We start from the raw sequence: 23,626 nt of genomic DNA on the forward strand, positions 1-23,626 counted from the left end.
CCATTGTCTGACAGACCTGAGATGCCGGTCTGTCGGTTGGTAACGTCATGCCCGAACGCCGGCGTAGTGTGCAACGGCCGGAGTGGCAGGTGCGCCTGCTTCAGCACTGAACTGATACAGACGGGCACCTTCACTCACCGGATACTGCACCTCATCCTCCGGATAAGGGCCGCTGTCGACGTGGTCACCGCGATCAAAACAGTTGTAACCCGACGTGCCGGCATCCGGAGAAAGCCAGTAATGACGGATTTCACAGTCAAACTTCTCCGACATGTGCCCCATGACTTCCGCCGACGGCGGAAACCGGGGCGAAGAGAACGTCAGCTTCAGTGAACCGATATCGTCACGACTCCACTCCAGCCGGTGCCCCGCCGGAAACTCCGTCCCGTAAAGCTGGGTATAGAGTCCTGACGTTGTGCTGAGGCCACAGAAGAGACCACTTTCCCCGTTGAGCTCGGTGGCCAGACATGACGGCATCACCATCAGCATGTCACACGCACAGGTCGAGTCCGGCATTATACTGAGCCATTCCCAGCGCTCCTGCGGGTCAAACTGACCGCCCGCAGAGGCGACGCCAAACCAGTCGGCGTAGTGAACAGACATAAGCCGGGTGATGGTTTGGCGGGCAGCAAAAGGGATTGCCTCCCATTTCACGTCACCGATACCGGACTGGAGCCAGATTTTGTCCATTTTCGAGAGCGTTGCGTCGTCAAGCAAGGCATCCCTGTCAAGCAGCTCCAGGAAATGCTGAAACGCCAGGTTTGGTGACGTGCTGCCTCCGGTGCCTGATGAAACCAGCTCCGGATAAGCACGGTATTTCGTTGCCTTGACGGGTTTGAGCATACCGGCACAGCCGGCGAGAAACAGCTTTATGGCCTGCCGTATGGCGTGGCGGTAAAGCGGTACTTCGGTTCCGGCAATCCACGACTGCATAACGTCGATGTCGGCAGACTTACCGGTGATTTCCAGACGGTTTTTGCACCATGAAAACATAGTTTTACTCCTTTTTTACGTTTAAAAAAGAGGGCATCTCCCCGGTGAGAGTGCCCTCAGGGGGATGATGGCGACTGACGTCGCCAGGTGTAATTTCTCTCCGCCTTGCTCCGTGTTAAACCCGGAGTGGCATCAGTAACGGCGGTAAGAGCCGTCTGACTTCAGCGATTCGATATCGGATTTGACGCGACTTACGGCGCTTTCAAACTTCTTACGGTCTTCAGGTTTAGCCCGCTTAGAATCAACGCGGATAACCCTGTCGAGCACATGAAGCGTCTTCGAACGCCAGCTGAGTCGCTCAGCATTGTTCACGCAGGCGCGAAGATGCTGGCGGGACTGGTCATAAAGCCACTGAATCTGATCGCGGTAATCCGCAACCGGTAAGTATTCCTTCAGAGGCGGCTGTGTCTCTGTATAAATGGTCAGCGATTTAGCAAACTGATTTATGCCAGGTTGCATGTATAAATCGTGATGTTCATTCAGCACGGCATCGTAAATACTCTGGTCCAGGAAGGTGCTGAAAGAAAACTCCGGCTCGGGTATCAAGGCATCACACAGTGCTGACCAGTCAGCATCTCTGGCAGGATTGCAGCCGGCAGCCCAGGCTTTCAGCCATTCCGCACAGCCATTGTCATCCGGCACGCGGACATAAATTCCAAGATTCTTTTCAAGGATCAGCGGGCGCCCTTTGCCCTGGTTCTGTGTCAGCAGAGGACGAAGTTCAGTTGATGTAAAACGGATCATAAGCGCTCCTTAAAAAGGAGGTGACCTCCCCGGGAGGGAAGGTCCCTCCGGGAAGTGTCATTCAGTTAACATCAGTCAAAGCGGTAGCGTAGTTCCGCCATCTGCTGCGCCATCAGCCGACCGGCCCTGAGGGCCTTACGGGCTGTTGCGTATGTACCGGCCCCAGGCAGCTGGTCTATACGCCAGTCACGCTGAGTAAAGCCGATGCGACGGGAGATGACGGGCGTGAACCCGTTCTCTGTCGGCACGACGTCTGCCTTAAAGCTGCAGCGGCCGCTGCGGTTGGTAAACCACTCTGCCTGCTGATGCTGCAGGTTGCCGGCAAGCCGGTTGAGTGCGCCTGAAAGGCGGGTGATAAGTGAAAGCATTATACCGCTCATGGTTTTCTCCTGATTAAGCGCGGAGAAAACCACCGCCGCTGTTGCGGGGAAGTTGTCCCCGCGCGGGTTAAAGCCTTTGTCAGAAAATGACGCAGGCCAATGGTTAATCACTAACCAAAATCGTGGTAGTAAGCGTTACGCGAATCCTGCGGGGTAAAGCGCCGGCTGGCAGAAATGTTAACACTCACATTCCCTGCCACAGGGTGACAGCGGTGTCTGAAGTGATGGAGATAACATCTTTCAGCTCCGCTGGATGGTGGCTCCAGTGTTTCAACGCACTCCCAGTCTTCGCCGCCGTGGTAAGTCTGCCCGGGAGCGGTGAGAGAACGGTTAAAAGGGTGCTCCGCAAGCCTGTTCCACATACGGTGCCACTCTTCGCTGTTGTGCTTAACCAGCAGTGATGATTCAGAAGCCGGAGTGTTCATCGACAAATCCTCTTTAATTAAAGGAGGATTTATCTCCGCAGGGAGAAAATCCCCGCAAGGGAAAACCTGATATCAGTCTGTTCAGCATTCGCCATAACGCAGATATTCGCGTTCTTCGTACATAAGCCCTTCTTCGTCCTTAACGGCACTGCCGAAAAAAAACGTCCAGGCTGCTTCATCAATGTTTCTGGCCATCTGGCAGAGGTTTTCAAAAAAAGACTGCCATGATGCCGGCACGAGTTCGCGTACAGACAGCTCGGCCAGGTCCCGGGCAACGTCAGCCATTTCCCAGACATAGTATGGAAAACCGTCTTCATCGGTATCGGTGTTAAGACCAAGGCGACGATGCGCTGCAATAATCAGCAGGTCACCTTCTGCTTTGGCCAGTGCAACTTTGTAAGCGTCACGTTCGCCGGCACTGATTTGAAAATCTTCGTTAAGAGTTAATGCGTTCATAAAGGATTCCTTAAATCATTGGGGAACCCTGCCCCTGACGGGGACAGAAGTCCCGTTAGGGTGAGAAACGGTTCGGTTAATAAGGCGGTCAGACGATGTCAGAAGCATCAGCGCTCTGATAAAACATTGCACGCAGTTGCTCTGTAGCGTTGTCCAGCGCTTTGTCCTCTCGGGACCGGGTAGCGCCCTCATAAAAAGCCGCATTCCAGTGAAGACTGTGAACACTTGTCCCCAAAAGAGTAAGTTCGTTCACTGCCTGTTCGGTAAAGGCATGTCTGATGTATCCATGTTCAGTCGCAAAACCAACTGCGAGTGCGACATGTCTCAGAAAAGTAAGGTAGTCCGGAAGGCCGTCAGCAGGAACCTGTGGATCTGCATCGACCATGAGTCTGTAATCCAGGCGCACGTTAAGCTGAGTTTTTACGTAATCCACCATGATTTTTGCTGAAGCTGGCGAGTCACAATTCAGTAACGTGAGAGGGTTGATCATTCTGGTGTAATGCATGGGTACGATTCCTTGATAAAAAGGGAACCGTCCCGGAGGGAAAGTACCCCTCAGGAGTGAGAATCAGGCACAAAATGCCAGATGAGTAAAACAGGTGTATGGGAGTGTATTGCGAAGTAGAAAAGGACCTTAACCGCAGGGGTCTCTGTTTTCAAAGGTTAACAGATTTGTTACCGCCCGAAAGCGTCATCTCTCAGGTAGTGATGACATTGGCATGTGATTGCCCTAAGGCGTTCCTCTCAAATCACCGGAACATTGGCAGTTGTCGTAAGACAACAGATAGCAGAAGTATCGTACTGCAGGATTTTTAACCCGGCAAGTATCTAGAAAATTTTTTCAATTTTAAGCCTCATCAAATTCTGGTTTCAACTGAGACAAAGCTCATAAATTCGAGCTTTATCATAAAATTTAATTATTAATTAAGGTAATCTAATTAGTCATTATGCAGTAGCTCAGTTCACCTATAGACAGATTCGTCATTAATAGATTATTGCCAAAAGGGAAATTAAGAATGAAAACCGATTTATTTATTTCTTACGCATGGACGTCAGCAGAGCATTGTAAGTGGGTTCACCTCTTTGCTTCTCATCTTCATATGGCAGGTTTCATCGTTAAAATCGATGAAAGAGTTGATTACGGAAGTAGCTTGAGCGGGTTTATGCGTGAGATGACGGATTGTGCACATGTGCTTATGATTGTAGACCCTAACTACGTTGAACGTGCGAATAATATGCCACTTACAGGAGTCGGAATTGAAAACAGGTGGATAAGAGATGTTCTGGACACCAAGCCAGAGACGTGGCTGTCAGTTATGTTTGTTGACAATCCTGATTTCGAACTGCCAGACTGGCTAAGTCCACACAAATCTAAAGGTTTTGATTTCAATTATCCTAAAGACCGGACGGAATATCCTGGAGCCAGCCAAATTGAAGCGATATGGCGCTGGATCGCGGGTTTGCCAGCCGACAAAAACAATGCGGTTTCAATTGCGACATACAGGGAGCGCTGCGCAAGACTAGAGCATGCCGATACTCTACTTGATCCTGCGAATTACACTAATCCAGCTCTTAACGGATGCGTAACATTCAATCATAGAGATCATAGTTTCTATAGCGTCGGTTACGGTGAACATAAATTCGATATCATGTTCGACCAAGCGAACAGCGAAACAGTCAGAATCTATAAAGATTATGACCTAAAAGCTGTATGGAAGCTTCATGGAGCTAATTCAAACCCATTAGATTTCAGGCCTGTAATGAGGCCAACACGTTCGGTACGTCTGATGGTTGGGCAGAAAGCAATGCTGTTAAACAATAGTGGAATGCTTTGCGAAGTAACCATTGACGAAATACAGCCTGAAGTTGAAGGTGAAAATTACGTGAAGGAACACGTAACATTCTCGTATAAGATACATCACGATAAGTAAAAAAGGTCTTAATCAAGAACCTGTAAACATCTCCCCTTAAACTCATTTAAATTTTAAGGGGTTATTAAAGATTGCCCAATGATTATACCTTCAGTTTGTTATAAACCCGTGCAACATAATGTCCTCTTCCGTCACCATGGCCTAAATCCATCGAGGTGAGCGCCTCTGCTTCTTTTTGACTAAAACCTTTGTCCTTATGGAGTTTAAGGGCGTCATTAGTATAAGCGTATCTCAAACTATGGGGGGCAAACTCGCCAACAAGTCCCGCCTCACGTACGATATTCCTGTATCGTTCGATTGCCAGATGAATGGAAGGTTTATCGATAAGTTTTCCATTATTTTTAGCAGAATAAATTATTGCTCTGTTAATGGCTTCAATAGTTTCAGTCCGGTTTATTATTGTGGTATCTCTCGGCCGTCCTCCTTTCGTACCAAAAACAACGCGAACTTTTTCATCTCCATTCTGCAGTGCTTTTTTCCATGTATGAAGTGATTTAACAGACTGAACGGTTTCTTCTGTTCGCAAACCTAAAAGCCGTGAAAGTTTCATTGCGTAGGCGACGCCCTCATCCTTTTCACTAACTGATGCTAATACTTGCTTGAAATAGTCATCAGTTATTGCAACCTTAGTTCCGTCGCGGCTGGTTCCAGAGATATTCAGAGCGTCATTATTCAACTTCGGATGAGCTGGATCAGCCATGAAGGTTTTACCCGATACGCGCAGTATTGCACGTATCGCCGCCATTTCATTTTGTAGCGTACGTTTGGATATATTTTCTGCCAGGCGACTTCTAATATAAATTTCTATATGATTTGTCTTTATGTTTTTAATGTCCCGAATTTGAATGTTAAGACTGATCATTCTGTCAGCAAACCGGTCAGCAATTTTTGTACGGTCAGATACAGTTTTAAAACTTCCGCCCGCCTGGCGGGCAAGGGTTTTTAAATTTTTATTCAGCTTTGCCACAGATCACTCTCCATTCAATGAGGTGACAGAGCTTTTCCGTCTGTGTGAACGGAAAAGTTCTGTCACCGGCTGCACAACGATTACAGACGATGAAATTTCACCCCGACGGCACGGTTCATTTTGCGCTTCCTGCGTCTCGACAGACATCTGTGCATCGGGGCGGCGAAATGTTGAGTTATTGCAAGGCTCCCCAGGTCTCTGACCTGTTCGCGGCTTTTGCCGGGCTGAAATGAATCAGTCTGCCTCCACACACCAGCTGTCTGGTGTCGCCATCGATGTCGTGCCGATTTCTCCTTATTTAAGTAGCGTTCAACGCTTCAAAAAGTGAATGAACGATAGGTTGAAAGTGAATCAGTGATGAGAGGAAAAACGTCTTTGTGACGTCAGAAATCCTTTAATACGTGTTGGTCAGTTGGTAAACCTGACGTTAAAGGTACAGTGCGTAAGCACTGACCGTTATGCGCTGCGCGCGTCACTTGGTACTCGTTTCACTCGAACGCAAGTGACGCCGCGCTCCTCTGCTTTCAATGCGGTTGTGGAAGATGCCCAAATGTTCCAAATGGTCATACCCACAACGCAAAGTTCGCAACGGATGCAGACGTCATCAGACGTGAGGAAACGTAATAAAACAGGCTGAAGGGCCTGAAAGAAGTGCTGACGAATCAGACGAAGGTGAAAGTAGATCCTTTATCGCGCTTGTCGCGATCCCCATTTTCAAAGGCTGACGGGTTTACCGCCCGAAGGCTCCGTCTCTCAGGTCATGACGGTTTTGGCAGTGCAATCACCCGAAGGCGTCCCTCTCAGATTGCCGGGACATTGGCGTGTTGCTAAAGCAACGGTACAACAGCAGAAATGTTAGATCGTTATGCGATCCATTTTCAAGTTTTATCAGTGGTCATAATTCATGTGCTACCCAAAAAGTATTGATAATCCATCCTACAAAGCATTTTCTAATGCCAGATCAAAGCAACAAAATCTGGCATTATTTTTTAAATTGATTTATTTCACTGGCAAATCATCATAACTGGTTATTACTTTATTGACTATTCCATAGTCGAGGGCTTCATTTGGTGACATCCAGTAATTACGGTCCGTGTCTTTTTTAACTTTTTCAAGTGCCTGGCCAGTAGCCTCTGAGATAAGTTTGTTTATGCGATCATGCATTCTGATTATCTCTTTAGCTTCAATTTCGATATCAGAAGCAGGACCTCTTACTCCACCCATCGGCTGATGAATCATAAAGCGCGTATTTGGCAATGAATAACGATGTTCTTTTTTAGCAGCTAAGAAAATTGTGATTCCTGCGCTTGCCACCCACCCTGTACCGATTATATGCACATCAGGCTTTATAAATTTTATGAAGTCATGAATAGTATCACCCGATTCGACATGACCACCCTGGCTATTAATATACAGTCGGATAGGGTCATGACTGATGCTTTGCAAAAGTACTAGTTGAGTGACAACTTTTTCAGCCAGAGTTTGGTTAACTTCCCCTGAGATAATTATTGAGCGCGATGAGAGAAGCTTGTTTTGCAAAAATGCCGAGCCTTGTGATTCTGTTGCTTCATTATCCTTATCAACTTCTTTATCACTCATAAGCATTTTGATTCCTCCGGTTTACCATATTGATGTTATAGATCTGTATGACGAACAGAAACCTTGTAATTATATCATAGGGTTATCCCTGCCATGACAATATGAAAAATGTATTTCTTTTACTGAGTCCTATTTCTCTTGATAGCGTTCCCTGAGTTTAAATAGAAGTATACGCTTTAAGCCGTTTTGGGAGCACCGTTCAGATTCCAAACATCCTGTATTTGTACCTTGAACCACGGAATTCCCTTCCCCACATCGTGCTCTCATATTAATTAACACATTGATTTACTTATTTATTGACCGACACTTATTGTAAATAGTCAGTTGTACAAAAATTTGCCAGTCATCCCTTTTTTTAGTAATGTGAACTTACGCTTTTTATACGATAAAGTTGATCACGTAACGATAGCTATGGGAGACCTTATGATTGATGACGGATTCGATAAGGATGATTTTGATAGTACCCTGGCTCGTTTCGCGAGTAAGGGCCAAAAATTTGTTCACGATGTATCAAAGCTGAAGCGTAAAGTTGAAGAGCCAGTCATTCTTACCAGCGCTACAGATGCCTTAGGAGGTACTGTATTGTCAGGTTTAGCATCTTCTCTTTCTAACCAGCATAAAAATATTGATGATAAGAAGTTTAGAAAAAACAGGGAATGGCTTTGGTACAGTTGGGAGCGTAGAGAGGATTTTGAATAAAACGGTGGAAAAGCCACCGTTTTTTATGCTTATCGTTTAAAAGCTTGACTGGCACCAGCTTTAATTCCGCCAGTTGCTGCACCAGTTACCATCCCTTGAGCTTGCTTTCCAGCCTCAGAACCTGCTTGCATTGGCATTTTAGCTCCATCAGCCAAGTTGCTTGCCATTGACCCAATTTTAGCTCCAGCCCAGCCTAGCATTCCCACCCAGAAGGCAGGAAAAACTAAGTACATCATTCCCAGCACCAGGTTCATGATCCAGCCGTCGTTGGTTGAACTCATGAAATTGGCAAAAGGCACCGAGCTGGTGAGTCCCTGGTCGGCCATATTGCTATAAAGAATGGTGATAAGCCGGTCATCCAGCCAGCCCGCCAGCGCCCACCAGAACGTGATGAACTGAAGCGCAAACAGCGCAAACGAAATCGTCACTACTGTTTTAGGGTCATAGGCACTGAACATCATCAGCACGGGGATGACGATGATGATCATCATCTGAAGCAGCGCCTGTATCATCGGCAGTGCCTGCTTGAGCGCATCAAAGCCCGGCAGTGCTTCGGCCTGCTTCAGACCCAGCCCAATTGTCGACGTCAGCCGGGTCAGGTTACCAACCACGCCGCTGGTATTATCTGCGCTGCCAATGGCGTAAGTCGTGCCGTCACCGGACAATCCGGCATTGCGGGGGCTGACCAGCCAGCGCAGAGCGGGCTCTTCCCACTGACTGCCCGGGAACTGGCGCTGCAGCTCAATACGCGTGCCGTCACTGATGCTGGCCAGAACACGCTTGCGCAGTCCGTTGCTGCCGTCAGACCACCAGGTTTTGCACGTCGGATAGCCCCCCTGGCCCGTATCCGGATAGCCGCTGTCACGACTGCTGCTGTAAGGCCACTGGCTGCGGGGCGTCATGGCCGTGTAATAGTCGTAATAGCCCGGGGTATTGAGAAAATAGTCGCTGCCAATCCAGCCGACTGAGTTGATGGTGGCGTCGCTCAGCTGGCTGTTGCTGTTTTTCAGCTTGAAATAGGCCCGGGAGTAGCACTGGTTTGCGAAGTCCTGAACCTCCTGCAGCACCACCGGGTCGCGCAGTTTAGTGTTCTGAACGTCAAAGCGCAGTTGTCGCAGCTGCGTGCCGCAGGGAATGGACGCTATCATTGCCTGCGTGGTGCCCTTCGACATCATATGCAGCAGATACCACCACACCGGCACCTCAGCCGTGCGGCCGTCGAAGTCATTTACCAGCCCTTTATAGCCGGAGTTCTGCGGCGTCGGTACGCTGAAGCCACACTGTTTTGCCCGCGCGTCGTCAAACTTTATCGTGCTGATATCCACCGGCAGCAGCGGAATGCAGCAGACCAGCATGACCAGAAATGAGACATAGATGGCGTGCTCGATGCGCGGCAGTGCGAGTACACCTTTGTTTCCCTCATCGGCCCCTTCCTCCCGCACCTTCAGCCACACGCCGAGAACCTTAAAAACCAGCGGCAGCGCGAACAGACCGGTGCTGCTGAGGATGCCCCACATCGAGTTATTAAGCACCCAGCCAAACAGGATGAGGAAGTATTCCAGGTAACTGTTCGCCGTCATCTCAGCCTCCCTGAACCGCGTTTGACCAGGCCACGTACTCCGTGGCCAGAAGATAAATGATGGCAAGTCGCTCCAGGCGCGGCAGGCCTCCGGCGGCGTCCGGCCAGCGCTTCAGCAGGCGCGGTCGCACCTTCATAATCCAGACGCAGCCGATGAAACCATACATGCACAGTCGCCAGGCAAACATGGCCCAGCGGCTGTCGTAGAGCCACTTCTGAATAAGGTGCCCGTCGGGGTCGTACGCCATGAACACCGACGCCAGGCCAAAAAGCGCGGCCATGGCCACAACGGTACTGAGGAATATCTGCAAAATGCGGCCGGTGAGGCCGCTCATGAATCTGCGCTTCATGTCAGTTGCCTCCTGGCTGGGGCTGGCCCATCTGGCTGAAGCCCTGGTCCTGATTGCCGGCTTTCTGCTGCAGCTGGTTGTCCTGATTGCGTTCGCCCTGGCGCTCAAGCGTGGTCAGCAGGCTGTTGCTGCTGATGGACTTGCGCAGCTCCATCTCGTTACGCAGCGCGTTCAGCTCGCGGTCGAGCGCATCAATGCGGCGGTCACCTTCGGCGATGGCCTCAGGCTGTTCGGCCGCGTTCGGTTCAGACTCACCGGTCGTCAGCATGCGGCGCATGGTGAGTGCCGCTTCAACCGTGTCAGCCATTGCCAGCTCACCCGCCAGTCGCTGCACCAGTGCGGCCCTGTCCGGGTCATCACGCAGCGCCTGAATCACGCCGCGCGTGACGACAAGGCTGCCGGTTTTGAGCGCGGCCAGATTATCGGCCGTGGGCTGCAGCTGACCGTTAACCAGTTTGCTGAGCTGCTCCAGGTTGGTTTTGGTGGCGTCCTCCAGAACCGGCGAGAAGCCGGTGCCGGCAACGGTGCTGCCCGGCTGGTTATCCGCGCCGCCGCTGGTGCATTCGCTGGTTTCGCGGCAGGTGCGGATAGAGCGGTCACCGAGCACCTTCACTACGGCCGCAGCGGCTTCATCGGAGGATTTGTAGCGCTGGCAGACCGTACCGTTACAGCTGGCTGACCCGACACTGCTTTTGCTGGTCACCGGCAGGCTGTTCATCATGTTGTAGCCGGCTTTTGCCAGGTCGCGCGTGGGCTGGATCGCCGGCTGTCCCTTGCCGCCGCGTTTCTGGCCACCGACCCAGGTCACACCTTCTTCGCCCGTGGCCTTCTGCAGTTTCTGGTCGCTCGATACCGCATCACCGCCGCTCGATGCCACGATGTCTTTATACTCTTCGGACACGGCCGCCTGCTGCCACTTACTGCCCAGGGTGTAGTCGGCCAGCTTTTTCGACATGTTCTGACAGTTCATCTGGGCCTTATCGAAGTTCAGGCCCGCCTGAAGCACGCCATTGGTCAGCATTTCATACAGACCCGGGTTGGCACGCTGAATGGCCATTGCCGGCATGCTCATCACCGCGCCGGTCGCACCCTGAATGACGTTGCCCATGAGGTCCTTAAATCCGCTGGTGATGCCGTTCAGCTGGTTACCGACCGTGGTTTTCAGGTCAAAGTTGCCGCACATCAAATCGCTGCTCCAGCCTCCGTCCAGGCCGAGCCGTGACATGTTACTGCGCGTTGAGGGCGGCGAAATGACCGAGCCGCCGCCGATGGAATAGAACAGCCCGTCGTTAATGGCGCCGCTGACGCCGGCACCCTGAGAGGAAAGCGTGGTATCGATGGCCAGTGCCGGCATCGTCAGGGAAAGGATTAATGCGCCCATGGCCACGCGCAGTTTTTTAACGCTGAAATTCTTCATGCTGTGTGTCCTTATTAAAAATCGGTGCTGTAAAGGAAGGTCTGGCCACGTCGCTTACAGCAGCTGTAAGGCTGCCAGAGCGCCCAGGCGTAGTCGCCGCTTTCCGCCGTCTGGCCACCCGTATCAGGAAAGACCGCGCAGCTCTGCGACAGCTGAGGCGAAAGCCGCTGCCACTTGTGGTTTTTTGTGCCGGTGTTTTCGGTAACGGGGTCAGGGGGCCAGTAGCCCGGAGACCGCTGGCCAACCAGTGGGTTATAGACGTGCAGCTGTCCCTCTCGGGTGATGATGTCGGCGACACGCTGAACCACGACGGCCGCTGACTTGTAGCTGTCGGTCTGCGTCACGAAACCGCTGCGGGGATAAACGTTGCCCCACATCTCGCCGGCAAACGTATTCCCGATTTCACGCTTTCCGGGTATCAGCGCTTCCGGATAGAACGATTCAGGAATGCCCGTTCGCCAGGCCAGTGCGTCCATGGCGCTGACAAAATACGGCACGAACGGCGTGGCGGCTGAACGGCAGGAGTAGCCCGGCACCATCCCGCCGATGAGCGACGTTGCCGGGTGGCCATACGCATCGCCGTAGTAGAAATGCAGGTTCTGCTTGCGCATGCCCGGAGCCTTCATCTCCTGACGGCCACCGCCAGCTGGCACGCCGGCGAGACTGCCGGATACCAGGCTTTCAGCGCCGCCTGCCGTGGCGCTCACTGCTGACATTTCGGTCCACGGGTTGTCGCCCGGGTTAAGGTAGGCAGAGACCACCGCTTCCGGAATGTAGTGGGTGACTTTGACCGAGGTTTTGACCGTGCAGCCAAAGGGGGTGCAGAGCAGCCAGTAGCAGATGCCGCTGATGCGCCAGCTGATACAGTCCGGGCTCATGGCGCTGGAGACCAGGCTCGCGGTGTTCACGCTTGCGAGCGTGCCGGTACAGGTAAACAGCGTGGCCAGCATCAGCCGGCGCGGACGGGACAGGCGCATGTTCACGGCTGTTTCTCCCGCCAGGCATCGAGTTTCGCCCGGGCTGCGGCGACGTCGGTTGTGCCGTACACCACCCATTTATCGTCGAACACAACGGCGGGATACTTTTCCAGCCCGAGTGACCAGGCGTGGGCGACGCCGGCATAGCTCGCCGCTAAGGCCTGCTGATTCTGACGGAACGCCGGCGAGGCGATGACCGACCGGGCCTGCTGCTCAGCCTGCGCGGGGGCAGCGGAGAGCGGGCCGAATTGCTGCGCCAAAAGGCGATCGGGCGCGTCTAGCTCGGTGACGGTGATGTCTGGGCTCAGCTCACCGGTAACGGGATGCGCATGGTCGGTATAAATCACGATGCCAGCATGGGCACCTGTGCTAAGGAACAGTAAGGCAAGGCAGCAGAGGGGGATTTTCATGGATAACGCTCCCTGTGTGGATAGTGCAGTCAGGGTGCGTTTTTAGTGTAGGAAGGTCAGCCGTTAACTCTTAACTCAGAAATCATAATTCTGGCTGCAGGCAACAGGATTGTGGCGGGGGGATAAAAACTGCTGAGTCATACTATAAAGAAAAGAAGGCATGTGCCGATATTGAAGTAGCACCCGATAAGGTGTGCTGTGCATTTAGACAACGAATTAGCAATTCAGTTAGGGGCCCCCCGGCCCCTTTTTTATCATCTGAGTAGACCTCAGCTTTTTTCTGCCTGCTCACTGTCGCGCTTATACTCCCAATAAAAGGGCCGTGGTTATCTCTTTTACTGGTGATTATCTTTAAAAGGATTGCCTTTCATTCTCAGGTATTCTTCCCCGAAAACGTGCGCCGCATAATCGTTAAGATGCCCGACATCACGGTAAATGGGAGAGCCCTGAACCTCGGTCAGGCATAAGTTATGTGCGCACTGTGCATCCTTGATATCGATGATGATCAACGAGGGGTAATCCTTCTTCAGCGAGGTAAACTCCCCGTCGAACCATGAACGCGGCGGACTGGTGACTTTGGGAATGTCACAGGAGCCGTCCAGTATGCTTTCTCGACGCATCAGATGGTCTTTAACACAGGCTTCATAACCTTCAGGCCTCGTGTAAATTTCCTTCATAATAACGGGCCGTGCGCCGGACTTAACGATAATGTCAAAGGCCTCTCTCAGAGCTTTATCCAGTCTCGCTTTTGCAAGTTCAAGGCTGCGGGGATCGCCCGGATGGTTCAGAATTTTATCGCTGACGTACATTGGCCACAGCTCACCAATGATGACGTATTTGTATTTTCCTGACTTAATATCCTGGTAATATTTCTGCGTATTGACATGACACTGATCGTAAGTCGTGTTGCGGCTCTTAAACCACCAGTCGTACTGGTACAGGCCGGGTAATGTCAGACAGGTGGCCGTGCTGCGCGCGGTAATCTTGAGGCCGGCATTCTTAGCCAGAACATCGAGGAACATCCAGTAGTGGTTGGCATTGGAGTCACCGATAAAGAAAGCTCTGTTTTTTGCGTCAGCCGGCCCGAATGTACAGTAGTCATCCGGATACTTCCCTTCAACATCATCAGTAAGGCAGTCAGAACGGTGGCCGGAAAGGTTTTTGTATTCCAGCTGAAGCGCTGTTGCATGCGCATACGCGCTGCCAAACCGCCAGGGGAAAAACTCATCTTTTCTGGCAGCAGCATAGAGACCCAGACTTATCAGGAGGGGCAATATCATCAGCCAGCCAAACGTTGCCCGCAGCGGTTTCTGATTACGCCTGAATGGCATTTCAATAAAACGGTATGAAAGGCAGGCAAGCAAAAGTGACGAACCCAGCACGCCGGCAACCAGCATTTTATTATCGAAGAGCTTCATATAATGCAGAACGGCAATGCCGGGCCAGTGCCACAGATAAAACGAATACGAACGTTTTCCCGCCCACACCATAACCCGCGACGAAAGTAATCGTGAAGATGCAGTCAACGTGGTTTCGCCGGACAGGATAACTGCGCCCGTGGCCAGAACTACAAAAACAGTGAATACATTAGGGTAAGCAGGAAGCACGTTATCTTTTAGGGCGATTGCTATTAACACAGCCAGAGACCCGATACCGGTTACTCCTGCCCATCTTCCCCTGAGCTTTAACCTGCCAAACGCCAGGCAACTGCCCGCCTGAAGCTCAAAACACCGTGACAGCAAATCATAGTAGTGGTCGGTATGTGAGGTCGCAGAAACATTAAGCGCGTATGACGTCAGAAAGAGGGTTGCCGCACAGTTTATGTAAAAGGCACCGGAATTGCCGGCATACTTCAGCGCTATCAACAAGAGAACGGGGAAGCACAGATACCACTGCCATTCGACGGACAGTGACCACGTATGAAGGAGAATAAGGTAGTTAGCGTCTTCGGATGCATAGGTCGTGGTGACATCTGAGAAGTAACGGTTTGAGGAAAAATACAGCAGGTTTTTAATGCTGTGTAAAAACGTATTGTAGTCATCGGGCAGGTAGAAAATACTGCCAAGTATCGCTGCGAAAAATACCACTACCAGCAGGGAGGGCTGTAGCCTCCATATCCGTCGGTTATAAAACGCACTTAAGCTAAATTTACCTTCTGAATAACTGTCGAGTATTATTCTGGTTATTAAAAATCCTGAAATAACGAAAAAGATATCTACACCGATAAAACCTGAAGCTATTACACTGAGCCCTGCATGGAAAAGTATAACAAGAGTGACGGCCACAGCACGCAGGCCGTCAATGTCGCTACGGTACTTCATTTTTACCTCTGAAATCGAAGAAGGCATTTATGACTGGTAAGTTTATGATTATACAGCGTTGCTTAAGCTGGAAGTTAAACAGAACATTAACACAACACTCCCGTGTTAATGTTTTTATTCAAAGCTGAAATCATTCTTAAATAAGAAAGTAAATATTGATTTTCATTCATATCATCAACGTAAACAGCTAAAGATAACGTTGGCAGTGTCGATAACAGAGTGGCAAGTTGTGATAACCCATTAATTAAAAATTCGATGACTGAGACAAACGCGTTTAGGGGCCTTACTGGCCCCTTTTTTTATTTATTAATTCAGTCTGCCAGTCTCGTTTGAATGCCGCCATTCAAGATAATCAAGCTCCCAGTAAAATCCTGCAGCGGCCGCATTGCGCTCAATCGTTTCGCGTGTCTCACCCTCATTAACGTACGGCAGCCATGATTCCGGGAGGCTGTCTTTTGGTCGGGTATCTGACTTTTGAACAGCTGAAGCGGTGTCGTCTGCTGTGGGCAGAGGTCGGTATCCGCCGGGCTGTTCCCATGTTTTTCGCTGCCAGGCATCCAGCTCCTCTTCATCTGTATCTGTGATGTAGACAAGATATTCTAAAATTTCCTGCGTGAGGTTTTCAGGGGTTGCGCCGGGAAGAGACTCAAGTAAACGAAGACGGCTGGACGCCATGAACTCTCGCTCTTCCTGCTCAGAGGCACCAAAATACTCGGTCTGTTCTTTTATAAGCTGCAGGTATTCGGGCGATGCTTTGTAAGCTTCCAACTCCTCCTCGTGAATTCTTCTCTCCTCAGCCCTGCGTTCGCGGGCGACGCCGGCCTCCTCGATCCCCGCAGCCACGACGTCAGCCCAGTCGCCGGATTCAGGTGACTGCGTACCCGCTACTCCGAGCTGTTGATTAAGGAAGGTCAGAAGGTTACCGTCCTCCGGTTCGACAGCCGCCCCGACATCATCAGCCAGGCTGTCAGCACTGATAATCCCGGGCAGGCCGTTCCTTTCACGACCGGTGCTGGCGCGTTCAGTCAGGTAACGCTCACTCCACGCCTGGCCTTTCGCGCGTTTACCGGCACCTTCAAGGCTGGTCGTGTATTTCATCAGCCAGACGTGCATAAAATGCTGACGATCAGTTGCACACGCTGTGCTGATATCGTGAAACCGCTGATAAAATCCCTCATCGTGGCCGCAGTCCATGCTGTCACCTTCATGTGCCACCTCGTGCTCCGTCAGGCTGAAGAGGCGACTGGCCGTTCTGAGCGCGTCGGTTTTAAGCTGACGCACGATATCAGTGTTATACGCGATGTACGTCTCACCATCCGTCCAGGCGTCGGCCGACGTCGACTCGCCCAGCAGAATCTGGAACCGCACGCCGCCGTAAGCCCGGGAGGTGCTCCCGCGCTCGCCGCCCGAACACACCCGGGCATACTGGGCCAGGCAGTAGCGCAGCGCCGTCCAGGCCCTGCGGGTTTCCTTATCCAGCGTCGTTTCACTCACCATCTGCGTGCGGTCAACAAAATTCGCGCTGAGCGTGTCAAAATCAATAAGCTGCAGCTCTGAGCTGAACGGCATTCCCCAGCGGCCGGAAGACGGCAGCTGTGCGCGGTACGCGATGAGGTTGTCGCGCACGCGACGCATGCAGTCCATAAAATCGTCCGTGCCGTCACAGTTAAAGCGCGTCAGCGTCACCGGGTGAATGACCGGCGCGATGCCGGCACGCGCAATAAGCTCCCCGCGCGGGACGTCCCGTGCATACTCAGCCACAGTAAAACAGTTTTTATCGACGGCAGAGGGATAGTAGCGGCATTTGCGCAGGAAGTGCTCCAGGGTAACGTGCTGTTTGCCCGGGAGCAGCGTAATCACCTCTTCGCCGTTAACCAGCGTCTGCAGGTCTCCCTCACCGGCAAGCAGCGCCCGGGCGGTTTTCTCACGGCGTGACTCGGTTTTGCGGTGGCTGCCGGTGTTGTCAGAAAAGGCCTGAGCCAGCCCGCTGAATTTTGCTGCTATCTGCTTCCAGACCGTGCAGCTCTTGCGCAGAATCTCAGTGCGCGACACGTTTAGCGCAATGGCTTTTTTACTCACGATAAGGCCGCCAACGCCCCAGTTATGGCCCGGGTCATGCCTGACAAGCACGCCCTGATTATAAATGGACACAGCGCCTTCTTCCCGCAGCCGATACCAGGCTGCGTCATCCTCAGCGTCCCATTTTTCCAGCTCCGGTTTACGCGTAATCACCTTGCCGTTGAGGCTGACCGAGACGGGCGTGTAACGCACCAGATCACGAATTTCCTGCATGCAGGACATACGCTCCTGAGTGGACATCGGCTCATACCAGTCACCACTGATGGCACACCCCTCCTGAATCTCTCCGGGTTCTGTCAGTTCATATTCATAACCCATTACCCGCGTGTCGACCTCCATTTGCCAGCGCTGCGAGCGCCAGACGGTCCGGGCATGCGCCATAATCTGGCCACGGCCGAGGCGAAAACGACCGTAGGTGGCATCGTCTTCACGGTGTGGCGTGCCGAACCGGCCAAAATAACGTTTCACATCGTCATGTGAAGCAAAACCATGACCGTCGTCACGGCAGGTGAAGCCCTCCGGGGTAATATCCAGGATGGCCGCCCCCGCGCCGGCATCAACGCTGTTCATGATGAGCTCGATGAGGGCTTTGGCTACGGAGCCGGCCTGGCTGTAGATGATGTGGTGAATGATTTCAGGGTCGAGTTCGAAGAGGTGTCGCATCAGAATGCTCCTGTTGTGGGTTCAGGGCCATTTTCCCGACGCGGAATCAGGGTTAAATGAAGAAGTCATAATGCGGATGTGAAAGAATAACGGGCAAGATCAGGACAGACATGAAAGACAGAAGATACAGTGAAACTGGAAATTTTTCTGCTAAAAAAATGAATAATCAGGAAATATGAATAAATTTCTTATGTGCATAGGATTAAATTAAATAAAACTTGTTCTGATAGTTATTTTTAGTAGGTGATGATAAAGTTTGAAAATAGTATTTTTCGTTAAGCCAATGTAGGGGGAACGGTGATAAAAACAGTTGAAATAATGCAATACAAATTACATAAAGGTAAAGGGGCCGTTTTTCACCTTATTATGCAGGAAATTAGTGTTCCCCTTCATCAAAGCTACGGGATCGATGTTGTTGCGTTCGGTAACTCGCTGCATGACCCGGATTACTACTATCTGATTCGCGCCTTTAACAGCGAAAAAAGTATGGCTAAGGTTCTTGATGCCTTTTATACAAGCTCTGAGTGGAGCAATGGCCCACGCGAAAACATAATTCTTTGTATCGAAAACAGTATTAAAACAGTGGTGAACCTACCATCGGTAAGTGTGAATGGAATACGAATATAATCCTAGAACTATTCTATGAAAATCAAGGGTGATTGTCAATCAAATTGAGCTATCAAAAATATCTGCTAAAGTTTTCCTAACAACATTGAGTGGCTGGCTAGATATTTAAATATGATGGCTGGGTTCTTACCAGCCATGCATTCTATCATCAAAGGTTATTAGGATTATCCATCATATTAAACCCAGCCCAATCAGTTACCTCTGATACAACGAGGCGATCGTCGTTATCAATGAATTGCTTAAAATGATCTCGTAGATTTTTTGATTCACCTGATGTAGGGCGAGTTAAACACCAATAGGACTCTAGCATGCGCCGAGCACCTAATCTTTTTAATTCGTCAATAATTTTTGAGTAATCTTTGTTTTTAACTAAATCGTAACTAACAAAATATAGTGCCATAACGTTCCTCTCTTTGTGTTTTTTAAACGAGCCCAGAAGTGTTCAGGTTAACTCTGATCACAATATAAAGCGTAATTGATAACATGCCAATCCATATTTAGTTGTTCTAAATCAGACAGTTAACAATATCACCTATCAATTCTTGTTTGGTTTTGGCTAGGGACCGTTGCTGATTCATGTACAAGAATAAAGGGGGAGATGAATGCCTAAATTAGACTAGGGGTATGTAAATGCTACTCAAGATTACGAACTTAACAATCTAATAGGCATGTATTGATACAGAGAAACAGGAGCGAATAGAAAATTACTCTGATCTACCTTCAGGAGAATGATATTAGACGATATTAAGAGCTTGCGCTTCTGACACGGAACGAACATACATATGCCTGCGCTGCGATCGCCAGACAGTCCGGGCATGCTCCATAATCTGGCCACGCCCGAGGCGAAAGCCTCCATAGGTGGCATCGCCTTCGCGGTGTGGCTTACCGAACCGGCCAAAATAGCGTTTCACATCGTCATGTGAAGCAAAACCATGACCGTCGTCACGGCAGGCGAAGCCCTCCGGGGGAATCTCCAGAATGACCGCACCCGCGCCGGAATCGATGCTGTTCATGATGAGTTCGATAAGGGCTTTGGCCACGGAGCCGGCCTGGCTGTGTATGATGTGGTGAATGATTTCGGGGTCGAGTTCGAAGGGATGTCGCATCAGAATGCTCCTGTAGTGTTTTCAGAGCCATTTTCCTGATGCTGATTAAGGGTTAAATGAAGAAGTCATAACGGGAGCCAGGAAGAATAGCGGATACGATCAGGCTGATTAATACGAGCAAAAAATCAATGAAACTGGAAGACAGCATTGCTGAATCACTTGAAGAACGCGGCCTCTGGCACCGTGCCGCACGACGCTGGCTGGCAGTGATGGATGGATCCAAAAACGATGCAGAAAGAGAATTGATCGCCGGGCGGCGCGCTGAGTCGAGACGACTGTATAAGGCGCGACAGCGCTACAATGAAGGTTACAGATTCAAAAATATTCAGCGCTTTATTGGCGATCTCCTAAAGATAGATTGTTTTTTAAGCGAAAATTTTTATGAAAAAAAGGATCGCTTTATAGGTGTAGTTTTCAACTAGTGATTTTTTCTTTTAGAGAACAGCGTGGATATCAAAAATTTCAGAAAAATCTTGATAACGCTATTTAAATTCTGACAGCATTGGTACAACCCCAAGGGTTAGGAGGATTTTTTTAAATGCATTTCATTTTCCTTAATTGAAATTTTAAAATAAAAATCGCTTTAATCTAAATAAGGTTAAAAAGTAATATATTTACAATTAAATACATATTAGATTTTAAACCCCATGAGTGTTTTAACTCATGGGGTTTAACTATTCTTGACTATGTGTCCTGAAAATAGAGTCTGCTAATCTAGTTCCTGTAGAAACTAATTTTGAAAGAACTCTCAACTGCTCCCGACAAGAAACGTTTTCAGTCTTTTTGGGATAGTTAATTGTGTGATCGATCTCTCCCCATATTTCTTCAAAGAGAGTTCTTATTTGGACCTCACATGTTAACAAAGAGTCTTCTTTTGGTTTGATAAGATAATGTATGCTTGTATAATATGATTCTCTAATTTTTGTTTCTAAACCTAAATTGGTAAAGTATTCTCTACACTCTGGGTCCCATGTATACGCAACGGGAAGTTCCCTATAGTACCATTCCCCTTTTTCGATTTGACGCTCAATGAAATTATGTATATTTATAAATTGATCTTGATAGAGATGTAAAACCCTCACACCCGCAAGGTCAGTTACGCGCTCGAAAAAATTTTCTTCTGTAATTGGATTTTCATCACTCTGTTTTCTTAATATTTTATCTCTAAGGTGATCTTTGTCCTTTAACCTACTTTTTATAGTATGGATAATTGGAGTGCCATATTGATTGAGACTTGGTTCGTGTTGGAACATATTCACTACAGTGGTCATGAATATTTTAAAAAGATGTTCTTCAGCGGCGTAATTCTCTATGATTTTATCAATTTTCATATGCGCTCACCCTAATAGTTTTATTCTTTCTAAGAGCTCTTTTGTAAAATCATGATATCCAACTTGAGTATCAATATATTTTTTTCGCGATCCACGTAAGGTATCAATATGTTCAGGCTCGATATTACCTAAGTCTGGAACTAACCACATAGGAACGTTGTAGTGTTGTGCCATCGAGGGAAAAGTATTATGAGTATGCATAATAGCTGTATCACCTATCGGAACTTCGAGTAGCTTCTCTGGTATATTATCTCTCAAGGATGCACTGATGTTATCGTGTATTGTTTGTGGAATCTTTTCTGCGTAATTGAGATGTGCTCGTGCTAAATTCCATTTGGTTTCTGTGCCTGTGTATTTTTTAGCATTGTAAATAGTATACCCTAAGAAACGTACGAATCTCTCAGGAAAAACATGCCTTTTTTCATTTGAAATAAGTTTGTAGATCGTATCAAACTCGTCCTTCCAAGCTGCTAAAGATTTGCCAATATTTTTAATTCCATAAAGGCTAAATAAATCAGGCAGAGCAGGAACAAAGAATCCATCTACAGTGGATATTATAACCTTATTTAATGAACCAAGACTTGGGGATGTATCAATAATAACATAGTCGTAATTATATAATTTTGTGTACTCTTCAGCTATATTTCTAATCTTCGTTATGGTTCTTATTGCTAATGGATCTCCACGGTAAAGATCGGTCCAGCGCCCAGCAACTTTCTCCTCATAAAGATGTAGCGTCAGTCTTCCCGGTATAATGTCTAAATTATCTGTTAGTGTTGCTGGCGGAGGAAGTTTATTATGATCTCCAGTACCTTCTTCTGTGGGTTTAAGAAGGAAGTGTAAACTTCTTGGTTTCGAGATAATTTTGTCATATTGTTTAGAAGATAGTGCATTATGAGCATATTCGAATCCCTCATCAATAAAAGTGTCTTCCTCAGCCCATAAATCATGAATAAACTCTTGTTTTAAAGAGTATATTGTTAAATTACACTGTGGGTCAGCATCGATCATTAAAACTTTGAAGCCCATTTCAGATATGGAATGAGCTATATGATAAGTTAATGTGGTTTTTCCCACACCACCTTTATTATTAAATACAGATATTGTTTTCATCTATTTATCATCTCAAAGGTAACCTTAATCAAAAAAATCGGCCACGGAAATTTAAATTCCAAAGCTTGGTTTATATAAACAAATACTCTTTAAGTTAGCAAGAAATTTTATAAGATTAAATAAACATTCATCCTAATGCTTCCTATAGATTCCAATAAATGACTTTGGAATTAACTAATTTGCAAGAGCATATCACCGCAATTAGATGGTGAGAGACCATTGTAATAGCAACTCATTGATAAAAAATAATTTCCAAGTCATTAACAGTGAAACAACCATCTTTATTCATATACTTCAGCACAGGGTCATTATGCAAGCGAAGTCTGCTCTTGGGATAAAGCAGTTATAGAGTTTTAAACTACATCTACTTAGTGAAACGGGAAATGCAATTGCACTAAATTAGATTTTTTCAAATCGAATAGGATTGATTAACAACTATCTGAATTGACTAAATATTAAGTCACTCTGATAGAATTTTATTAATTTACACCGTAGGTGACAAATAATTAGTCAAGAAAGGTAATAATCACATTGCGTGATTTTTAATCATGGTTATTGTGAATGTACTCCTTCTAATTACAAGGTTGACGCTAATGCACCTTACGTAAGAATTTAAAAAAGGACATCGATTTGACATGCCTTTAAGACACTATCTACCTTTAGGTTTACTGGGCTTAACTTCCGGATTATTACCGGGAGTTTTTTATTCTTTCTTTGAAGCTGATCAGGTTTCCCTGTCGAATCAGCAATTCATTTAGGACCAAGTTTTAGACTCATAATTCATCCTTTCGCTATGAAGTCACAAACTTATAAAATGATATATTAGATGCTGGAAAAATAATCAAGCAAGTTAATCTGTCTAATCTATTAAAATCACAAATTTGTGAGCGATGTATGTAGATTTCACATGAAAGCCATTCGTTAAAACCTAAAAAAAGCAGCGTTAGTGTGAATCGTAATATTCGCGGGCTCTGTGCCGCCCGCACCCGCAGCCTCCGTTCCCGCCCGACACCACACACCGGTGCCGGGCGATAACGGAGGGTCTGTTTAATGACACATATCAGCTTCAGTCGCGCGGTCTATCTCCTTTAGCACCCAGAGCATATCTGTCGCATCTGGCACGCAAATATTCCAGCGGATGCCGGTCCTGTAATCCCCCTCGGTTGGCCATAGCGTATTGCCCGTGACGGTAATGAGAATATCCAGAGCCCTGTTATTGGCACCGGAGAGATGCACGGCCGTGCAGCTGCGGCGCCCGACGCGATGCGGATAAACCGATACCAGTAAGGGATGTTCAAGGCGCTGACCTATCTCCTCCCGGAGCTGCACGATGGCACGGTTATCCGTCTCACCGACCGATGCCTGCCCCTGCGGCGGGACGGTAAAAATGACAGTGGCGATTAAAGCCTTGTCCTCGACAACCAGTGGCGGCGCCATGGTCAGTTTTTTCATAAAATCC

General features: G+C 48.6%; 23 protein-coding genes and 1 pseudogene. 4 read left to right on the plus strand and 20 right to left on the minus strand.

Features of this window, described 5'->3' with window-relative positions:
* Positions 1 to 45: 45 nt before the first annotated feature.
* The 6 genes from GKC68_RS20095 to GKC68_RS20120 all read right to left on the minus strand — a co-directional run bounded on the left by GKC68_RS20095 (position 46) and on the right by GKC68_RS20120 (position 3,503).
* Positions 46 to 993: a DUF1281 domain-containing protein gene (locus tag GKC68_RS20095; protein WP_323176020.1), complete on the minus strand. Its 948-nt coding sequence runs from the start codon at positions 991 to 993 to the stop codon at positions 46 to 48.
* 132 nt (positions 994 to 1,125) lie between these two features.
* Positions 1,126 to 1,737, minus strand: coding sequence for a hypothetical protein (locus GKC68_RS20100; protein WP_323176021.1), 612 nt, complete (start codon positions 1,735 to 1,737; stop codon positions 1,126 to 1,128).
* A 71-nt stretch (positions 1,738 to 1,808) separates the two neighbouring features.
* Positions 1,809 to 2,117, minus strand: a complete 309-nt coding sequence (locus GKC68_RS20105; RefSeq protein ID WP_323176022.1) for a hypothetical protein — start codon at positions 2,115 to 2,117, stop codon at positions 1,809 to 1,811.
* 110 nt (positions 2,118 to 2,227) lie between these two features.
* Positions 2,228 to 2,542 carry a hypothetical protein gene (locus GKC68_RS20110; protein ID WP_323176148.1) on the minus strand — a complete coding sequence of 105 codons (315 nt, stop codon included), beginning with the start codon at positions 2,540 to 2,542 and terminating at the stop codon, positions 2,228 to 2,230.
* Positions 2,543 to 2,623: 81 nt separating this feature from the next.
* Complete coding sequence (locus tag GKC68_RS20115; RefSeq protein WP_323176023.1) at positions 2,624 to 2,998, minus strand: hypothetical protein; 375 nt, start codon at positions 2,996 to 2,998, stop codon at positions 2,624 to 2,626.
* Between the two features lie 88 nt (positions 2,999 to 3,086).
* The gene (locus tag GKC68_RS20120) at positions 3,087 to 3,503 is read right to left on the minus strand and encodes a hypothetical protein (protein ID WP_323176024.1); all 417 of its coding nucleotides are present in this window, start codon (positions 3,501 to 3,503) and stop codon (positions 3,087 to 3,089) included.
* Between the two features lie 511 nt (positions 3,504 to 4,014).
* On the opposite strand from GKC68_RS20120, the gene GKC68_RS20125 reads away from it, so the two are divergent.
* On the plus strand, positions 4,015 to 4,929 hold the full coding sequence (locus GKC68_RS20125; protein ID WP_342656452.1) for a toll/interleukin-1 receptor domain-containing protein: 915 nt from the start codon (positions 4,015 to 4,017) through the stop codon (positions 4,927 to 4,929).
* Between the two features lie 82 nt (positions 4,930 to 5,011).
* Here the strand turns inward: GKC68_RS20125 and GKC68_RS20130 are convergent, their stop codons facing one another.
* The gene (locus GKC68_RS20130; protein ID WP_323176026.1) at positions 5,012 to 5,896 is read right to left on the minus strand and encodes an integrase domain-containing protein; all 885 of its coding nucleotides are present in this window, start codon (positions 5,894 to 5,896) and stop codon (positions 5,012 to 5,014) included.
* Between the two features lie 999 nt (positions 5,897 to 6,895).
* Positions 6,896 to 7,501, minus strand: a complete 606-nt coding sequence (locus GKC68_RS20135; RefSeq protein WP_210456529.1) for an ATP-dependent Clp protease proteolytic subunit — start codon at positions 7,499 to 7,501, stop codon at positions 6,896 to 6,898.
* A gap of 417 nt (positions 7,502 to 7,918) precedes the next feature.
* Between GKC68_RS20135 and GKC68_RS20140 the strand changes: the two genes are divergently transcribed.
* Positions 7,919 to 8,194: a hypothetical protein gene (locus tag GKC68_RS20140; protein ID WP_210456530.1), complete on the plus strand. Its 276-nt coding sequence runs from the start codon at positions 7,919 to 7,921 to the stop codon at positions 8,192 to 8,194.
* Positions 8,195 to 8,223: 29 nt separating this feature from the next.
* Here GKC68_RS20140 and GKC68_RS20145 read toward each other — a convergent pair whose 3' ends face one another.
* The 7 genes from GKC68_RS20145 to GKC68_RS20175 all read right to left on the minus strand — a co-directional run bounded on the left by GKC68_RS20145 (position 8,224) and on the right by GKC68_RS20175 (position 17,990).
* Positions 8,224 to 9,774 (minus strand): conjugal transfer protein TraG N-terminal domain-containing protein, encoded by a 1,551-nt coding sequence (locus tag GKC68_RS20145; RefSeq protein ID WP_323176027.1) that lies wholly within the window; start codon positions 9,772 to 9,774, stop codon positions 8,224 to 8,226.
* 1 nt (position 9,775) lies between these two features.
* On the minus strand, positions 9,776 to 10,123 hold the full coding sequence (locus GKC68_RS20150) for a hypothetical protein (protein WP_104933072.1): 348 nt from the start codon (positions 10,121 to 10,123) through the stop codon (positions 9,776 to 9,778).
* 1 nt (position 10,124) lies between these two features.
* On the minus strand, positions 10,125 to 11,540 hold the full coding sequence (locus tag GKC68_RS20155) for an integrating conjugative element protein (protein ID WP_104933071.1): 1,416 nt from the start codon (positions 11,538 to 11,540) through the stop codon (positions 10,125 to 10,127).
* A gap of 14 nt (positions 11,541 to 11,554) precedes the next feature.
* Positions 11,555 to 12,523 (minus strand): TIGR03756 family integrating conjugative element protein, encoded by a 969-nt coding sequence (locus GKC68_RS20160; RefSeq protein ID WP_104933070.1) that lies wholly within the window; start codon positions 12,521 to 12,523, stop codon positions 11,555 to 11,557.
* Positions 12,520 to 12,927 carry a TIGR03757 family integrating conjugative element protein gene (locus GKC68_RS20165; protein WP_104933069.1) on the minus strand — a complete coding sequence of 136 codons (408 nt, stop codon included), beginning with the start codon at positions 12,925 to 12,927 and terminating at the stop codon, positions 12,520 to 12,522. Before GKC68_RS20165 ends, GKC68_RS20160 begins: the two co-directional genes overlap by 4 nt.
* 335 nt (positions 12,928 to 13,262) lie before the next feature.
* Positions 13,263 to 15,248: an acyltransferase family protein gene (locus tag GKC68_RS20170; RefSeq protein WP_210456532.1), complete on the minus strand. Its 1,986-nt coding sequence runs from the start codon at positions 15,246 to 15,248 to the stop codon at positions 13,263 to 13,265.
* Between the two features lie 306 nt (positions 15,249 to 15,554).
* Positions 15,555 to 17,990 carry an ATP-binding protein gene (locus GKC68_RS20175; RefSeq protein WP_210456533.1) on the minus strand — a complete coding sequence of 812 codons (2,436 nt, stop codon included), beginning with the start codon at positions 17,988 to 17,990 and terminating at the stop codon, positions 15,555 to 15,557.
* A 300-nt stretch (positions 17,991 to 18,290) separates the two neighbouring features.
* On the opposite strand from GKC68_RS20175, the gene GKC68_RS20180 reads away from it, so the two are divergent.
* Positions 18,291 to 18,617, plus strand: a complete 327-nt coding sequence (locus tag GKC68_RS20180; protein WP_210456552.1) for an NIPSNAP family protein — start codon at positions 18,291 to 18,293, stop codon at positions 18,615 to 18,617.
* A 148-nt stretch (positions 18,618 to 18,765) separates the two neighbouring features.
* Here the strand turns inward: GKC68_RS20180 and GKC68_RS20185 are convergent, their stop codons facing one another.
* Together GKC68_RS20185 and GKC68_RS20190 are read right to left on the minus strand one after the other, a co-directional pair.
* Positions 18,766 to 19,017 (minus strand): CRISPR-associated endonuclease Cas2, encoded by a 252-nt coding sequence (locus GKC68_RS20185; RefSeq protein WP_210456534.1) that lies wholly within the window; start codon positions 19,015 to 19,017, stop codon positions 18,766 to 18,768.
* 388 nt (positions 19,018 to 19,405) lie between these two features.
* Positions 19,406 to 19,723, minus strand: a pseudogene (locus GKC68_RS20190) (ATP-binding protein); the annotation flags it as partial.
* 128 nt (positions 19,724 to 19,851) lie between these two features.
* On the opposite strand from GKC68_RS20190, the gene GKC68_RS20195 reads away from it, so the two are divergent.
* Positions 19,852 to 20,145: a PerC family transcriptional regulator gene (locus tag GKC68_RS20195; protein WP_323176028.1), complete on the plus strand. Its 294-nt coding sequence runs from the start codon at positions 19,852 to 19,854 to the stop codon at positions 20,143 to 20,145.
* A gap of 252 nt (positions 20,146 to 20,397) precedes the next feature.
* On the opposite strand, the gene GKC68_RS20200 is transcribed toward GKC68_RS20195, so the two are convergent.
* The 3 genes from GKC68_RS20200 to GKC68_RS20210 all read right to left on the minus strand — a co-directional run bounded on the left by GKC68_RS20200 (position 20,398) and on the right by GKC68_RS20210 (position 23,619).
* Positions 20,398 to 21,054 (minus strand): RelA/SpoT domain-containing protein, encoded by a 657-nt coding sequence (locus GKC68_RS20200; RefSeq protein WP_210456535.1) that lies wholly within the window; start codon positions 21,052 to 21,054, stop codon positions 20,398 to 20,400.
* A gap of 6 nt (positions 21,055 to 21,060) precedes the next feature.
* The gene (locus GKC68_RS20205; protein WP_210456536.1) at positions 21,061 to 22,167 is read right to left on the minus strand and encodes an AAA family ATPase; all 1,107 of its coding nucleotides are present in this window, start codon (positions 22,165 to 22,167) and stop codon (positions 21,061 to 21,063) included.
* A 1,047-nt stretch (positions 22,168 to 23,214) separates the two neighbouring features.
* Positions 23,215 to 23,619 (minus strand): hypothetical protein, encoded by a 405-nt coding sequence (locus GKC68_RS20210; RefSeq protein WP_342656453.1) that lies wholly within the window; start codon positions 23,617 to 23,619, stop codon positions 23,215 to 23,217.
* Positions 23,620 to 23,626 lie beyond the last annotated feature (7 nt).

The organism is Pantoea sp. RSPAM1 (assembly GCF_038816185.1).
Taxonomy (GTDB): domain Bacteria; phylum Pseudomonadota; class Gammaproteobacteria; order Enterobacterales; family Enterobacteriaceae; genus Pantoea; species Pantoea ananatis.

Bases quoted from the DNA above. Each gene is read 5' to 3' on its own strand.
- GKC68_RS20095 (WP_323176020.1), bottom strand. From the start codon at position 993: ATGTTTTCATGGTGCAAAAACCGTCTGGAAATCACCGGTAAGTCTGCC.
- GKC68_RS20100 (WP_323176021.1), bottom strand. From the start codon at position 1,737: ATGATCCGTTTTACATCAACTGAACTTCGTCCTCTGCTGACACAGAAC.
- GKC68_RS20105 (WP_323176022.1), bottom strand. From the start codon at position 2,117: ATGAGCGGTATAATGCTTTCACTTATCACCCGCCTTTCAGGCGCACTC.
- GKC68_RS20110 (WP_323176148.1), bottom strand. From the start codon at position 2,542: ATGAACACTCCGGCTTCTGAATCATCACTGCTGGTTAAGCACAACAGC.
- GKC68_RS20115 (WP_323176023.1), bottom strand. From the start codon at position 2,998: ATGAACGCATTAACTCTTAACGAAGATTTTCAAATCAGTGCCGGCGAA.
- GKC68_RS20120 (WP_323176024.1), bottom strand. From the start codon at position 3,503: ATGCATTACACCAGAATGATCAACCCTCTCACGTTACTGAATTGTGAC.
- GKC68_RS20125 (WP_342656452.1), top strand. From the start codon at position 4,015: ATGAAAACCGATTTATTTATTTCTTACGCATGGACGTCAGCAGAGCAT.
- GKC68_RS20135 (WP_210456529.1), bottom strand. From the start codon at position 7,501: ATGCTTATGAGTGATAAAGAAGTTGATAAGGATAATGAAGCAACAGAA.
- GKC68_RS20140 (WP_210456530.1), top strand. From the start codon at position 7,919: ATGATTGATGACGGATTCGATAAGGATGATTTTGATAGTACCCTGGCT.
- GKC68_RS20145 (WP_323176027.1), bottom strand. From the start codon at position 9,774: ATGACGGCGAACAGTTACCTGGAATACTTCCTCATCCTGTTTGGCTGG.
- GKC68_RS20150 (WP_104933072.1), bottom strand. From the start codon at position 10,123: ATGAAGCGCAGATTCATGAGCGGCCTCACCGGCCGCATTTTGCAGATA.
- GKC68_RS20155 (WP_104933071.1), bottom strand. From the start codon at position 11,540: ATGAAGAATTTCAGCGTTAAAAAACTGCGCGTGGCCATGGGCGCATTA.
- GKC68_RS20165 (WP_104933069.1), bottom strand. From the start codon at position 12,927: ATGAAAATCCCCCTCTGCTGCCTTGCCTTACTGTTCCTTAGCACAGGT.
- GKC68_RS20170 (WP_210456532.1), bottom strand. From the start codon at position 15,248: ATGAAGTACCGTAGCGACATTGACGGCCTGCGTGCTGTGGCCGTCACT.
- GKC68_RS20175 (WP_210456533.1), bottom strand. From the start codon at position 17,990: ATGCGACACCTCTTCGAACTCGACCCTGAAATCATTCACCACATCATC.
- GKC68_RS20185 (WP_210456534.1), bottom strand. From the start codon at position 19,017: ATGGCACTATATTTTGTTAGTTACGATTTAGTTAAAAACAAAGATTAC.
- GKC68_RS20195 (WP_323176028.1), top strand. From the start codon at position 19,852: ATGAAACTGGAAGACAGCATTGCTGAATCACTTGAAGAACGCGGCCTC.
- GKC68_RS20200 (WP_210456535.1), bottom strand. From the start codon at position 21,054: ATGAAAATTGATAAAATCATAGAGAATTACGCCGCTGAAGAACATCTT.
- GKC68_RS20205 (WP_210456536.1), bottom strand. From the start codon at position 22,167: ATGAAAACAATATCTGTATTTAATAATAAAGGTGGTGTGGGAAAAACC.
- GKC68_RS20210 (WP_342656453.1), bottom strand. From the start codon at position 23,619: ATGAAAAAACTGACCATGGCGCCGCCACTGGTTGTCGAGGACAAGGCT.